Origin of the sequence: Spiroplasma endosymbiont of Cleonymus obscurus (genome assembly GCF_964273375.1) — a bacterium.
Lineage (GTDB): Bacteria > Bacillota_I > Bacilli_A > Mycoplasmatales > VBWQ01 > Spiroplasma_E.
Genome location: NZ_CAXWWA010000002.1, coordinates 536,399 through 550,392 on the forward strand (window position 1 = coordinate 536,399; position 13,994 = coordinate 550,392).

General features: G+C 24.6%; 14 protein-coding genes and 1 pseudogene. 10 read left to right on the forward strand and 5 right to left on the reverse strand.

The genetic code is table 4. From position 1 onward, the window contains the following. The first annotated feature begins 175 nt into the window (after positions 1 to 175). On the forward strand, positions 176 to 565 hold the full coding sequence (locus ACI2WJ_RS03650) for a hypothetical protein (protein WP_400254861.1): 390 nt from the start codon (positions 176 to 178) through the stop codon (positions 563 to 565). Here ACI2WJ_RS03650 and ACI2WJ_RS03655 read toward each other — a convergent pair. Next, positions 521 to 925: pseudogene (locus ACI2WJ_RS03655) on the reverse strand (IS3 family transposase); the annotation flags it as partial. The gene ACI2WJ_RS03650 and the pseudogene ACI2WJ_RS03655 sit on opposite strands and share 45 nt — an antisense overlap. Positions 926 to 1,090: 165 nt before the next feature. On the opposite strand from ACI2WJ_RS03655, the gene thyA reads away from it, so the two are divergent. The 3 genes from thyA to ACI2WJ_RS03670 are packed head-to-tail and all read left to right on the forward strand — an operon-like array spanning position 1,091 to position 3,191. After that, positions 1,091 to 1,960 carry a thymidylate synthase gene (gene thyA / locus ACI2WJ_RS03660; RefSeq protein ID WP_400254862.1) on the forward strand — a complete coding sequence of 290 codons (870 nt, stop codon included), beginning with the start codon at positions 1,091 to 1,093 and terminating at the stop codon, positions 1,958 to 1,960. Then, the gene (locus ACI2WJ_RS03665) at positions 1,960 to 2,448 is read left to right on the forward strand and encodes a dihydrofolate reductase (protein ID WP_338959497.1); all 489 of its coding nucleotides are present in this window, start codon (positions 1,960 to 1,962) and stop codon (positions 2,446 to 2,448) included. Before thyA ends, ACI2WJ_RS03665 begins: the two co-directional genes overlap by 1 nt. A gap of 5 nt (positions 2,449 to 2,453) precedes the next feature. Continuing rightward, complete coding sequence (locus ACI2WJ_RS03670; RefSeq protein ID WP_338959498.1) at positions 2,454 to 3,191, forward strand: lysophospholipid acyltransferase family protein; 738 nt, start codon at positions 2,454 to 2,456, stop codon at positions 3,189 to 3,191. On the opposite strand, the gene ACI2WJ_RS03675 is transcribed toward ACI2WJ_RS03670, so the two are convergent. After that, on the reverse strand, positions 3,172 to 4,110 hold the full coding sequence (locus ACI2WJ_RS03675) for a TSUP family transporter (protein WP_400254863.1): 939 nt from the start codon (positions 4,108 to 4,110) through the stop codon (positions 3,172 to 3,174). The two genes, ACI2WJ_RS03670 and ACI2WJ_RS03675, sit on opposite strands and share 20 nt — an antisense overlap. Before the next feature lie 272 nt (positions 4,111 to 4,382). Here ACI2WJ_RS03675 and ACI2WJ_RS03680 point away from each other — a divergent pair, with 272 nt between their 5' ends. Beyond that, positions 4,383 to 4,946 (forward strand): hypothetical protein, encoded by a 564-nt coding sequence (locus ACI2WJ_RS03680; protein WP_338959500.1) that lies wholly within the window; start codon positions 4,383 to 4,385, stop codon positions 4,944 to 4,946. A 65-nt stretch (positions 4,947 to 5,011) separates the two neighbouring features. Here ACI2WJ_RS03680 and ACI2WJ_RS03685 read toward each other — a convergent pair whose 3' ends face one another. Together ACI2WJ_RS03685 and mgtA are read right to left on the reverse strand one after the other, a co-directional pair. Further along, complete coding sequence (locus tag ACI2WJ_RS03685) at positions 5,012 to 5,614, reverse strand: ankyrin repeat domain-containing protein (RefSeq protein WP_400254864.1); 603 nt, start codon at positions 5,612 to 5,614, stop codon at positions 5,012 to 5,014. A gap of 218 nt (positions 5,615 to 5,832) precedes the next feature. Further along, complete coding sequence (gene mgtA, locus ACI2WJ_RS03690; RefSeq protein WP_400254865.1) at positions 5,833 to 8,544, reverse strand: magnesium-translocating P-type ATPase; 2,712 nt, start codon at positions 8,542 to 8,544, stop codon at positions 5,833 to 5,835. A 382-nt stretch (positions 8,545 to 8,926) separates the two neighbouring features. On the opposite strand from mgtA, the gene ACI2WJ_RS03695 reads away from it, so the two are divergent. The 4 genes from ACI2WJ_RS03695 (at position 8,927) to ACI2WJ_RS03710 (ending at position 11,140) form a co-directional block, all read left to right on the forward strand. Continuing rightward, entirely contained in the window at positions 8,927 to 9,127 is a 201-nt protein-coding gene (locus ACI2WJ_RS03695) for a hypothetical protein (RefSeq protein ID WP_252320689.1), read from the forward strand. Between the two features lie 69 nt (positions 9,128 to 9,196). Then, positions 9,197 to 9,811: a ribosome biogenesis GTP-binding protein YihA/YsxC gene (yihA, locus tag ACI2WJ_RS03700; protein ID WP_338959507.1), complete on the forward strand. Its 615-nt coding sequence runs from the start codon at positions 9,197 to 9,199 to the stop codon at positions 9,809 to 9,811. Positions 9,812 to 10,058: 247 nt separating this feature from the next. After that, positions 10,059 to 10,313: a hypothetical protein gene (locus ACI2WJ_RS03705; protein WP_400254866.1), complete on the forward strand. Its 255-nt coding sequence runs from the start codon at positions 10,059 to 10,061 to the stop codon at positions 10,311 to 10,313. Positions 10,314 to 10,350: 37 nt separating this feature from the next. Beyond that, positions 10,351 to 11,140 (forward strand): IS5 family transposase gene (locus ACI2WJ_RS03710; RefSeq protein WP_400254448.1). Its coding sequence is split into 2 segments (ribosomal slippage): positions 10,351 to 10,611 and positions 10,613 to 11,140, totalling 789 coding nucleotides; the frame shifts between segments, so codons are not numbered across the junction. Here ACI2WJ_RS03710 and ACI2WJ_RS03715 read toward each other — a convergent pair. Continuing rightward, a complete protein-coding gene (locus ACI2WJ_RS03715; protein WP_400254867.1) occupies positions 11,126 to 11,290 on the reverse strand; it encodes a hypothetical protein in 165 nt (54 codons plus the stop codon). The two genes, ACI2WJ_RS03710 and ACI2WJ_RS03715, sit on opposite strands and share 15 nt — an antisense overlap. A 349-nt stretch (positions 11,291 to 11,639) precedes the next feature. Here ACI2WJ_RS03715 and ACI2WJ_RS03720 point away from each other — a divergent pair, with 349 nt between their 5' ends. Next, on the forward strand, positions 11,640 to 13,955 hold the full coding sequence (locus ACI2WJ_RS03720) for a heavy metal translocating P-type ATPase (protein ID WP_400254868.1): 2,316 nt from the start codon (positions 11,640 to 11,642) through the stop codon (positions 13,953 to 13,955). The last annotated feature ends 39 nt before the right edge of the window (positions 13,956 to 13,994 follow it).

Sequence of the window (13,994 nt, forward strand, 5' to 3'; positions counted from 1 at the left end):
TTAATTTTCCTTTCAAATAACATGAAATATGATATTGATATTTAATCTTAATTATACATAGACATAATAAAAAATAAATATTTATTAAGTGTATTTTACAAATTTTTGAATATGTGAAAGGGTCACCCCTAAGTTGCAAAAAACAATGTTTTAAGTTAGTAAGGAGACTCTTTTTATGACAAGATATAGTAAGGAACTAAAATTAAAAATAATAGAACAATATTTTGCTGGTAAATTTGCCACAACATTAAGCAAAGAAAATAAAGTTAGTAGAAAGATAATTTATATTTGATTTATAGCACCTAATTTACTAAAACAATCTGATGATAGCATTAGTTTTAGTGTTAATAAACCATTAGAAAAAATTGCTTTAGATATTAGTGAATTTAAAATTAATAATCAAAAATTATATTTATGAGCATTTGTTGATTTTTATTCACGAAAAATAGTACATCACCACTGATCTAAAAATCAAGAAAAATCACATCTTATAAAATTGGAATGGCAACCCTTTTTAGGACTATTTTTTGGTAGACATTTGTTTTTGATAATTAATTGGAGTTAAGTAGTTTAGAGTGCTATGAATTCTTATGTTGTTATATCAATTGATATAATCAAATAATTGTAGTTTTAATTGGATAAATGATGTAAAAATTTGTTATTAATAAATTCGGTTTTGAAAGTTTTAAAATTTGCCTTAGCAACAGCATTATCATAAGGACAGCCTTTTTTGCTTAAAGAGCGGGTAATGTTGAATGCTAGTAAAAGTTTATTAATAGTTTTATTATTAAACTCATTACCGCGATCAGTATGAAATATTTGGATATCTTTTAAACAGCGATTTGATTGCTTAAATGCTTTATGTACCAATGATGCATCTTTTTAGTACCTACACTATATCTCCAATAATTTCACGGTTAAATAGGAAAGGGTCGCCCCTAAGTTGCAAAAAACAATGTTTTAATTTAGTAAGGAGACTTTTTTTATGACAAGATATAGTAAGAAGGAACTAAAATTAAAACTTAGATAAAAAAATATTTTTTGTTAAAATATAATTGATTTAATTTGATTTATGAAAGAGGTAATGATTATGAAACAATATTTAGATTTATGTCAATATGTTTTAGAAAAAGGATATAAAAAAGCTGATAGAACAGGCACTGGTACTGTTTCTACTTTTGGTTATCAAATGCGTTTTGATTTACAAAAAGGTTTTCCCATATTAACTACAAAAAAAGTTCATTTTGCTTCTATTGTTCATGAGTTATTATGATTTATTGCTGGTGATACTAATATTGAATATTTAGTTAAAAATAATGTTAGAATTTGAAATGAGTGACCTTATAAGAAATTTATGGAAAGTAAAAAATATCAAAATGAAACTTTAGAAGAATTTGTTGAAAAAATTAAAACTGATCATCAATTTGCTCTTGAATTTGGTGATTTAGGACCTGTTTATGGTAGACAATGACGTAATTTTAATGGTGTTGATCAATTGCAGGAGTTAATAGAAAATTTAAAAAACAATCCTTTTTCACGAAGACACATTTTATCAGCATGAAATCCTGCAGAAATTAAGAATATGGCACTACCACCATGTCATACTTTAATTCAATTTTACGTTTCTGATGATAAAAAATTATCTTGTCAATTATATCAACGTAGTGCAGATATTTTTTTAGGAGTTCCTTTTAATATTGCTTCTTATGCATTATTAACAATAATGTTAGCACAAATATGTGACTATCAGTTAGGAGAATTTATTCATACTTTAGGTGATGCTCATATTTATAGTAATCATTTTTCACAAATTAATGAACAATTAAGTAGAAAACCAAAATCATTGCCAATTTTAGTTATTAATAAAAATATTACTAATTTATTTAATTTTAAATTTGAAGATTTTAAATTAGAACAATATGATCCATATCCGTTGATTAGAGGTCAGGTTGCAGTATAATGGTAATTTTAGTTTGAGCAATGACCAAAGAAAAGGTAATTGGTTTTAATAATAAATTGCCCTGAAAAATTAAAGAAGAAATGCAATATTTTCAGAGCATTACTTTAAATAAAAATGTATTAATGGGTTCAAAAACTTTTGAAAGTATTGGCAAACCACTAAAAAATCGTTACAATATAGTTGTTACTAATCATCAAGAACGTTATCAACAATTTCTAAATGATAATAATATTACTTTCACAAATGATATTATTTCATATTTAAAACAATATCAAGGTAATAAAAAAAGAGATATTTGTATTATTGGTGGTGCTGAAATTTATAAGCAGGCATGAGATTATGCTGATTATTTATATGTTTCAGTCATTAAAAATTTATATAATGGTGATCTTTTATTTCCTGTTAGTAATTTTTCTGATTTTAAATTAATCAAAACAACAGAATTTGCAGAATTTGTAGCGAATGTGTATCAAAGAAAGGAAAAATAATAATAATGAACATTTGAAAAGCAATTTTAACATGACCTTATTTATTACAAACTTATAGTAAATCAGGTTCAATGACAAGAAAGGTATTAAAAGACCCAAGTTTAGTTTCTGAAGCAAAACGATATATTTGATTGAAAAAACGTGTGCGTTATATTAAATGATTATATAATATTAAATTAACCGTTCATAACATTGAAAATTGACCAAAAAGAAAAGGTTGTGTAATGGTTGCCAATCATCAATCAAATTTTGATCCATTATTAGTATTATCGGTAAATGATTATAGTTTATATGCACCTTTAGGTTTTATTGCAAAAGAAGAATTAAAAAAAAGCCATTTGGCACGAAGATTTATTTTTTTAATTGATGTTTTATTTATTGATCGTAATAATCCACGAACAGCCATTACGACTTTTCAAGAAGCAAAGGAATTAATTAGAATTCCGCGTACAATGATGATTTTTCCAGAAGGAACAAGAAGTCATCAACAAGAAATGCAAGAATTTAAAGCAGGTGCTTTTAATATGGCATATCAATCTTATGTACCAATTATTCCTGTTACTATTATTAATTCTTATCAAATTTTTGATCGAAAATATAAAGGCAAAAAAGATATTCATCTTATTTTTCATAAGGCAATTGAACCAAGTGAATTTATTAAATTATCTACTGATGTATTATCAAAGCAAGTATTTAATATTATTAAAAAAGGAATTGATGATTTTAGCAATAATAAAATTTAAGTAGTAATAATAAGAATACACTTAAGTAAGCACAAATAACACCAATTGATCCACCTAGTGTGAAAGCAATTGCTGGTTTAATTTCATAGTTTTTATCTTTAATAAAACGTGTACCAGCAACTGGCATTAAAAAAGCTGCAGATCCCATCATAATTGGAAAAGCACATTCAGCGTTAAGACCTAATAAATAAGTAGTTGCCATTGCTGGAGCATAAATACCAATGCCTAATGCCATGAAAGCACCAAGGATAAAGAATATACTAATACCAACCAAATATTTTCATCAAATATCAAGACTATTATTATTACCCGCTGTTGGCATAATTCCAATTTGTTTTTGACCTAAAAGCATGATAATTGAAACAATAAATAATAGAACACCAATAAATAGTTGTGATCAACTAAGTTTAATTTTATTTGCGATAATGGCGCCTAAATAGGCACCTAATGTTGCAGCAGAAATTAATGAAACACTAGTGTTGGTCATGGCTACTTGAATTAAAGCAATAAAAATAATTGCTTCTAAACAAGTAGGAATACTATGACCAACATTCATAATTCCTAAAATTTTTTTATCATTACGTACCTGTTTTGTTAATTTTAATAAAATAATACTTACTGCAAATGAACCAATACCAATTGTGTCACAAAAATCAGCAATAAAACCAATTATTCCTAGTTTTCAAAATCGTTGTTTAAAATTATCTTCAAAATTATGGATATGTTCTTTATCAAATTGTGAATAACTATTTTTTATAAGATATCATGTAAAAATTGCTACTATTATTAACAAAATAGTAATAAAAATAATAGCAACAATTGAGGGTTTTCAAATATTTGTTAAAAATAAAGTAAGTAATAATACAAATAAAGAAATAGGAATTATTAATAAACTATAGTATATTGTTTTTTTATTCATAGTTTTGTTCCTTTTTCTTTTAATTTTATTTTTGTGTTATTTAGAATTTTATCATGAAAAAATACAAAAAAATATTATTATTTTTTAATTTTTATATTTCTATTTTTTACTAAAATTATATTTTTAATGATTGGAAATAGTTTAAAATTATTTATTATTTTTTAACACTTTATTTATTAAAAAAATATAATAAAATTAACTTTAATTATTTAATTATTTAACAAAATTAATAAATTAAATAATTAAAGTTAATCTAAACTTAGGGGGTTTATATGAAAAAATATTTATCTATATTAACAGCACTAACTTTGACTACTGGAACAAGTCTAGTAACTAGTTCAATGGTTAACTCAAATGTAATTAAAACAAATCAATTATCTGAGATAAAAGAATCAGTTTCTTGAACTACTAAAATTGCTCATGTTGCTGGTTTTAATTTTAAAGATAGTCAAACTAGTAGTATATCTAAAACAGTAAGCAATATTGATACTAGTATTAGGAGTTATAAATTACTTTTAAAAGATAGTAAAGTAGGATATTGTTGATCTGATGGTAGTAATGCAGGATGACAAGATCAAGTTGTATATAGTCAGAAAGAGTTTAAAATTAATTTTGGTGAACAAAATAAAAAATTTAAACTATCAAGTGGTATTTTTGTAAATAAAACTAAAACTGCAGCAATAGGTTATACTGACTTATATTTATATATTAGTTATAATCATGAAGGATTAACTTATAAATTTGAACAAATTAATCAAGCTTTTCAATCAGCATTGTTTGGGTGAGCTAAAACGGGTGCAGAATATAATTTTGAATTTGATATTATACCTAGTTAATTGTTAATATTAAAAATTATTAATAATAAAGTGATAATAATATTATCACTTTTTAAATTATTTTCTTAAAGAAAATTTGATTTATTGCATTTATTTGGTAAAAGATGATTTTGTAAATCTGTAGAATTTATTTGTTCTTTTCAAGAATTTGATTCATTAATTATTTTTTGTATTTCTAAATGTCCATTTCTAGTAGATCATGTTAAAGCACTATCACCATTAGCATCTAAATGACTAATATCTACACCATTTTTTATTAAAGTTTTAATTGTATTTACATGCCCATTTTGTGCTGCTGATATTAGAGCAGTATTACTAATTCAATTTTTGTGATTAATAATCTTACTATTTGTTGCTAATAAAGTGTTAACTACTTCTGTGTGTCCATTTTTAGCAGCCATTCTTAAAGCATCATCACCAAAATCATTTATATGGTTAATATTAGCGTTATTTTTTAATAAAGTTTGAACAATTTTTAAATTACCATGTTCAGCAGCTATTGTTAATGGACTATTACGATGTTCATCTACATAATTAACATCAGCGTTATTTTTTAATAAAGTTTGGGTCAATTCCAAATCATCATGTTTAGCGGCTTTAATTAATTTTTCATTTTTATTAATATTTATAGTTGTATTTAATTTAGATATTTCTTTTAAATTAGACATTTTTTTCTCCTATCAAATTAAAAAACCTATTTATTTTAAAACTAAAATAAATAGGTTAAAAACTTATATTAAGTTTGAAAAAATTATATCATAAGATTTAAATAATTATTATATGTCAAAAAAATCATTTTAAATAAATTATTTTTTTAATTATTTTACTAAATTTAAAAATATTGCGTATAATTTATATAATGTCAAAATTTAAGAATAATTAGCTGTTATAATCATTTTTTAAATACTTTAATATATCCCATTTTTATTAATTGACTTAGCACACAATAAGTCATGATTATTCCTAAAACAATTGGAATATAGACTGGCGGTGGTCCTACCATATTCATTTGATGACCAATGTAAGTATAAGGTAAACTTAATCCAATGGTACAAATAACAATTGCCATTATATTTACTGGTCAAGTACCACGACTTTGAATAAAAGGAATTTTTTCAGTTCTAAACATTTGTACTATTAATGTTTGCGTTAATAAACCTTCAATAAATCATCCTGAGTTGAACATATTAATATTTTCTGCAGAAGTATTAGCAAAGACACCAAATCCAAATCCTAAAATTGCAAAAGTAGAGATATCAAAAATGCTACTTATAGGTCCATTAATAAAAGCAAATGGTAACATTCCTTTTGGATTTCAGCGTTGTGGTTTTAATAAAAATGATGGATCAACACGATCAAAGGCAATAGTAAATTGTGAAATATCATATAATAAATTTTGAAATAATAATTGTACTGGTGACATTGGTGCAAAAGCAAATCATGCTGATGCTACTAGCACACTAAAGACATTACCAAAGTTAGAAGCAATCGCAATTTTAATATATTTTAAAATATTTCCAAAAATGCGACGACCTTCAATAATCCCTTTTTCTAAAACTAATAATGATTTTTCTAATAAAATGATATCTGATGCTTCTTTTGCAATATCAGTAGCATTATCAACAGAAATTCCAACATCAGCATTTCTTAATACTAAAGCATCATTAATACCATCACCCATGAAACCAACAACGTGATCATTACTTTTTAAAGTTTGAATAATCTTTGCTTTTTGTAATGGGTTTAGTTTAACAAAAATATTATTATTTTCAACAATTCTTTTTAATTCATATTCAGTTAGGCCAGTTAATTGTTCACCAGAAATTAATCCTTTAATTTCTAGATTAACACGATTACAAATTGCTCTTGTTACTAATTCATTATCACCAGTTAATATTTTAAGATCAACACCATGTGTTTTTAGCAATTTGATCATTTTTGTTGCTGTAGGTTTTGGTGTATCAAGAAAAGTTACAAAACCAAGAAAAATTAAATTTTTTTCGTTTGTTTCATTATATTTATTATTAGTAAGATTTGTATCTTCATATGAGACACCTAAGACACGTAATCCTTGTTCATTTAATTTTGTTATTTTTTTATTAATCATTTTCATTAAATCAGAATTTAATGGTATTACTTTATCTTGATAAACTATACGATTACATGTATTAATAACTTCTTCAATTGCACCTTTACAAATTAATTTTTTATTATTTAATTTATCTTCTAAAACAACTGTTAATTTACGACGATTAAAATCAAAAGGAATTTCATCAATTTTTTGATAATAATTACTTATATTTTTTAATTTATTTTTTTCTCCAAATTCAAGTATTGAATTATCCATTGGATTTTTTATTCCTGTTTGAAAATAACTATTTAAATAAATAAACTTAATTAAATCATTATTTGTTTTATTGTCCAATGTTATATGGTTGACTACTTCAATATTATCATTAGTTAAAGTTCCTGTTTTATCAGTACATAAAATATCAATTGCACCTAAATTTTGAATAGCAGCTAGTTGTTTAACAACTACTTTTTGTTTACTCATTTTACTAGCACCTCGTGCTAGATTAGAGGTAACAATCATTGGTAGCATTTCAGGAGTCAAACCAACAGCAACCGAAATTGAAAAAATAAATGCTGCAGGTCAATCATTTTTTAAAAGGCCATTGATAATTAACACAATGGGTACCATTACTAGCATAAAGCAAATTAACATTAAAGTAACGCGTTTAATTCCTTTAGAAAAACTGCTTAATGGACGTTGTTTATTTATTGTATCAGCAATAGTAGCGAAGTAAGTGTTAGTAGCTGTTGCTATAACAATAGCAATTGCACTTCCAAAAACAACACTTGTTCCCATAAAACAAATATTTTGTAAATCAAATAAGTTTTGATATGCAGGATCGTTAATAGCGTGTTTTTCAGTAGGTAGTGATTCTCCTGTTAATGATGATTGATTAATAAATAAATCGTTACTTAATAAAATTTTTAAATCAGCAGGAATTAAATCACCAGCTGATAAATAAATTAAATCACCGGGTAACAATTCATTAACATTTATTTCTTGTGCTTGTTTAATTATTTTAATTGAGTTTTCTTTAGTAATTTGATTAATGTTTATATTACGAATAACAGTAGTTGTATTTTTGACCAAAATTGTTAAATGTTTAGTAATAAAAAAAGCTCGTATTGATTGAATGTAAATTAAGGTTCCACTTAATAAAATCATAGTTCCAACAATAATAGCGGCAACCAATGAATAAATTGAAGTATCATTTGTTGTAAAATATGAGAATAAATTATAGATAGTAATAATTGCTAAAATTATATTGAATGGTCCAAAATATGCTTTTAAAAATTCTAAAATTCAATTAAATTTTGTATTTTTTAAAGTATTAATACCATATTTTTTTCTTCTTATTTCAATTTGGTCTGTTTTAAGACCAAAATTATGTAAATCTAAATTTTTTAGTAATTGTTTTTGGTTAAATTGTGCAATTTGTTTAATATAATCACCATTTGTGTAAACTAATGGTTTTTTAAAACTAAATTGTAATTTAAAATAAATTTTGTTTAAAAAAATCTTCATAATTTCTTTACCTCCTTATTTTTCTTATTTTAAGACTTTTAAATAAGGATTTAGAAATTTATTAACACGCTAAAAAAATATTTTTTTAGTAAAAATACTAGGAGAATATTTGACTGAATCTTTATTTAAAAGTACACTTTTAAAATTACTAATTTTTAAATTAGTATTGTTTTTATTATTATAAATGGAATCGCTGTCAATCATGATATCACTCTCCTTTATCCTTTGACATTTTAACATGTTTCTCTTTAAAAAGATAACTTTTTTTAATTTATATAATTTTAGGAAAAAGATGATTACTATAAAATATTCAAATTTATTTTATGTTATTATTAATTAATGTTACGTGTTACTTTAATAATTAAAATAATAGGAGGTAAACATGAATACATTTGTAATAGTTGGTATTATTATAATAGCTATTGCTATTATTAGTTTTATGTTATTATTTAAAATTATAAAATGACTTGCTATTTGTATTATTGTTGGTGGTATCATTTTGGCTGCATTATTTTTTGGTTTTGGTATATGACCATTAGATAATATTCATTTTACTAATTTTATTAATATTAATAAAAATTAAAATAATAAATAATAATTAGTTTAAATTTTAACTATTGACTATAATATATTTTTGAATAAGAGGTAAAAAATGGAACGAATTAAGCAAGCACAATTTTTAACTAGTGCTATTAAAGAAGAACAATGGCCGCAGGATGAAATTCCTGAATTTTGTTTTGTTGGTCGCAGTAATGTTGGTAAATCAACATTTTTAAATACAATTTGTAATAATGGTAAGTTAGCTAGAGTTTCACAAACACCTGGTAAAACACAAATGCTAAATTTTTTTACAATTAATAATAATATTTGTCGCTTTGTTGATGTTCCTGGCTATGGTTTTGCTAAAGTATCAAATGAAAAAAAAATCCAATTTGCGACAATGATGGATGAATATTTTCAGTCACGAAAAAATTTAAAAGCAGTTTTTTTATTATTAGATTTAAGACATGCACCCAGTAAAGATGATATTGATATGTTGGAATATTTACAACATTATCATTTAAAAATTCATTTAATTGCTACTAAAGTTGATAAAGTGAAAAATAGTCAATTAGTAAAAAATAAAAAATTAATATTATCAACTTTAAAACTTAGCACTAATACTCCTATTATTTTATTTTCTAGTATTAGTAAACAAGGAATTGATTTAGTAATTAGTAAATTAACAGATGATGTTAATACTGATGAAGTTGAAGTAGAAACTTAATAGTATAATATTTGTTGCTATAAAAAAGATAAAAGTTGTTTAATATGTATATATTCTTATCTATTTTTTATTTATATTGATTATAAACCAGTATATCTATAAATTGTATATGATAGTTTGCAATTATTAAAAATATCAATATTCAGTATAGAAAAGAATATAATAATAATTAAACTTAATATAAGTTTTTAACTCATTATTTTGATAAAAATAAATGAGTTTTTATTTGAAAGGAAGATTAAAAGAAATGCCTATAAAAAATGAAATTTTACAAAATCTTGAAGCAAAATCAGAAGAAAATGTAGAACAAAAACCTACAAAATGAAAAAAATTTAAAACAAAACATCGAACAACCGCAAAAATTATAAAAGTGACTAAAGGTGCTGCTGTTGGTGCTGCTAGTGGTGCTTTGTATATTAATCCTATTGCTCAAATAAGCGCTTTAGTTACTGCTACTGTTGCGGGTGGTGTTAGAACCTGTTTAGAATCTTTTTGAAAATAATGTAAAATGATTATATATTTTAAAATAAGAGGTATATATGCATAAAAATTATCCAAGTCATGTCACCAAAGAACAATTTGAAAACATAAAATCAATTTTAGAAAATAGTAAAAAGAAAACAAAACCAAGAAGTTTAGATTTATATGAAATATTTTGTGCAATTTTATATGTATTAAAAAGTGGTTGTCAATGAAGAATGTTACCAAAAAATTTTCCAAAATGACAAACTGTATATTATTATTTTCAAATTTGAAGTAAAAATAATGGTAAAGAACCTAGTGTATTGCAATTAATTTTAAAAAAAATTAGTTAAAAAAGTTCGTATCAACAATAATCGCAAAGAACAAACTAGTTTTTGTATAATTGATTCGCAAAGTGTTAAAAATACAGATACTACTGAAAATAAAGGTTATGATGCTGGTAAAAAGATTTCAGGTATAAAACGTCATATTGTTGTTGATTCTCAAGGTTTACCACATGCAATTTACATAACCACGGCAGAAAAAACAGATCGTAATAGCGCTATAATAATGATTGAAAATGAAAAAGAAAATCTTTCTGCAGTTCAAAAAATAATAGTAGATGCTGGTTATACTGGTGAAAAATTTGCTTCTGAAATCAAAACAATCATAAATGCAAATGTTGAAGTGATAAAACGCAATGAATTACATACTTTTGTAGTATTACCAAAAAGATGAATTGTAGAACGAAGCTTTGCTTGATTAGAAAAATACAGAAGATTATGAAAAAATTGTGAAAGAAAACTAAATACTAGTTTACAAATGGTTGTTCTTTCATTTATTTCAGTTTTATTAAAAAGATTCTAAACAGGTTCTTAGTGTTGTTAGTGACCGTTCTAAAGAACAATTAAAAACTGATATAATAACTGCTGCTGCTAGTGCTGGTGCTGTTGGTGGGATTGCCAATGCTGTAATATTACCTGTTTGTATTCCTGTTGGTGCTATTACTTTTGGCATAGATGCAGCAAAAAAATTTGATGAAAAACAAAGAAGACAAATTGAAATTGACAATGATAAGTTTGCAGATAAAAAAACCGCTATAAATAATATAGATTCACAAATTGAAGTAAAAATAGAATCAAAGAAAATGGCCAGTTTATAATTAATTTTTAGATTTAAGATAGTCTATGTTATAATATAAGTATATTACTTTTTAAGGTAATAAATTCCCAATCATGTTATTGGGGATTTAGTGTTTTTAATATTTTTTAACATTAAAATGTGTATAATTTATTTTTGTATATATTGTGTATTAAAAAATAATAAAAAAGATTAAAATATTAAAATTTGAGGAGATGAAGTTAATATGAATAATACAAGTGATATAAATGATAATTTTGTTATTAGTAGAGCAGTACTGTCAGATGTTTCATGTACCTCTTGTGCTAGTGTCATCGAAAGACATTTTACCAAAGAAGATGGTATTACTGTTAGTATCAATTTTGCTACTAAAAAAGCACAATTTAGTTATGATCCTAAGTTTTGAAATGAAAAAAAAATTAAAAAAGCAATGCATCATTTAGGATATGAAATTTGTAAGTTTGAAACTGAGATTAAAGATATAAAAACGAGTCACCAAGTTGATATGAAAGATATTACAGATGATCATAGTATTCATAGTCATCATAGTAGTCATAGTCATAGTAGTGAACAACATCAATCTCATATGTCAGAACAACATCATAATCATCAACATAATGTTAAATTACGTGATTTAATTGAACTTATTATTGGTTGAATATTGTTACTACCATTATTATTAATTATGATACCTAATACTTCATTTTTTGATAGTTTACGTAATCCTTATGTCCAACTTGCACTAGCACTTCCAATTCAATTTTATTTTGGTCGTAAATTTTATATTGGTATTTATCGAGAATTAATTAAACAAAAATGACCCGGTATGCATACTTTAGTAGCACTAGGAACAACAACGGCATTTATTTTTTCTATTTATTTAATGATAATTAATAAAACCGAACACTTATATTTTGAAGTTAGTGCTTCAATTATTATGATTGTTTTACTTGGTGATTTAATTAGTGCTGTTGCACAGAAAAGGGCTACTAGTGGCTTAGAAAGTTTAATGTCATTAAAGCCAAAATCAATCTTAAAATATGATTATAATACCAAAACAGAAACTTTTATTAATATTGAAGATGTACAATTAAATGATATTTTAATTATTCGAAAAGGTGAAAATATTCCTACTGATGGTCAATTAATTAGTGAAGAAGCATTTATTAATGAATCAATGTTAACTGGTGAATCGCAAGTTATTACGAAACAAGTTAACCAAAATTTAATTGGTGGAACTAATAATGTTGGTGATAGTTTTAGAATGAAAGCAACTAAAATTGGTAAAGACACAGTATTAGCAAGTATTATTAAGGCAGTTGAAGATGCACAATCTCAGAAACCAAAATTACAAAAATTGGCTGATAAAATTTCTGGGTGATTTACACCAACTGTTATTTTAATTGCCATTTTAGTTTTTCTTATTCGTTATTTTGCAGTAGGTAATGGTGTGCAAGAATCATTAGAAATTGCAATTGCAACTTTAATAATTGCTTGTCCTTGTGCATTAGGGATTGCAACACCATTAGCAGTTGCTGTTGGAATTAATAAAGCAGCAAAAATAGGAATTATTTATAATAAGGCTAGTGCTTTTGAAAAAATTACTAAGATTGATACCATTTGTTTTGATAAAACAGGAACATTAACTACTGGTAATTTGGTTATTACTAAAATTTATGGTCAAGAAAAACATGTTAATAAGGCAATTGCTATGGAAAAACATTCAACACATCCTTTGGCTTTAGCTTTTTCTTTATATGCTAATACTAATAATGTTGGACAATCATTGACAATTACCGAAGTTAAAGAACAAATTGGTTTTGGTATTAAAGCAAAATATCAAACTGAAGAATTACAAATTTCATCACTTGAAAATTTACAAAAAGCAAAAATGCCATTTAGTCCATTTCTAAAAACATTTGATTTTGAAACAGTTACTCCTAGCCAGAAAGTATTGGCATTGGCAATTAATAAAGTTGTTACTAATATTTTTATTTTAGAAGATGAATTACAAACAAATGCATTATTAACAATTGAAAAAGTTAAAAAACAGGGAATTGAGGTTATTTTAATTAGTGGTGATAATGAATCACAAACACTTGCTATTGCTAATCGCGTTGGGATAGAAACATACTTTGCTAATGTTACACCACAAGGTAAATCACAAATTGTTGCTGATTTACAAGCAAAAGGGAAAAAAGTAGCGTTTGTTGGTGATGGTATTAATGATGTTATTGCCTTAGAACAATCTGATTTAGCAATTGCAATGGGCTCTGGTAGTGATATTGCTAAAAAAATTGGTGATATTACTATTCTTGATAATGATATTAGTATTATTTATAAGGCTATTGTTTTAACTAAAAAAACTAAAAATAATATTTGAATGAATTTTATTTGAGCATTTAGTTATAATATTATCATTATTCCATTAGCTGCTGCCGGATTTATTATTCCACCGTTGGCTGCAATTGCGATGGCTCTTTCTGATATAACTGTTGTTGGAAATTCATTAATTTTTAAATGAAGAAAATATAAATATTAGATAATATATAAATTAATAATAAATAAAAAAGTACTTTAT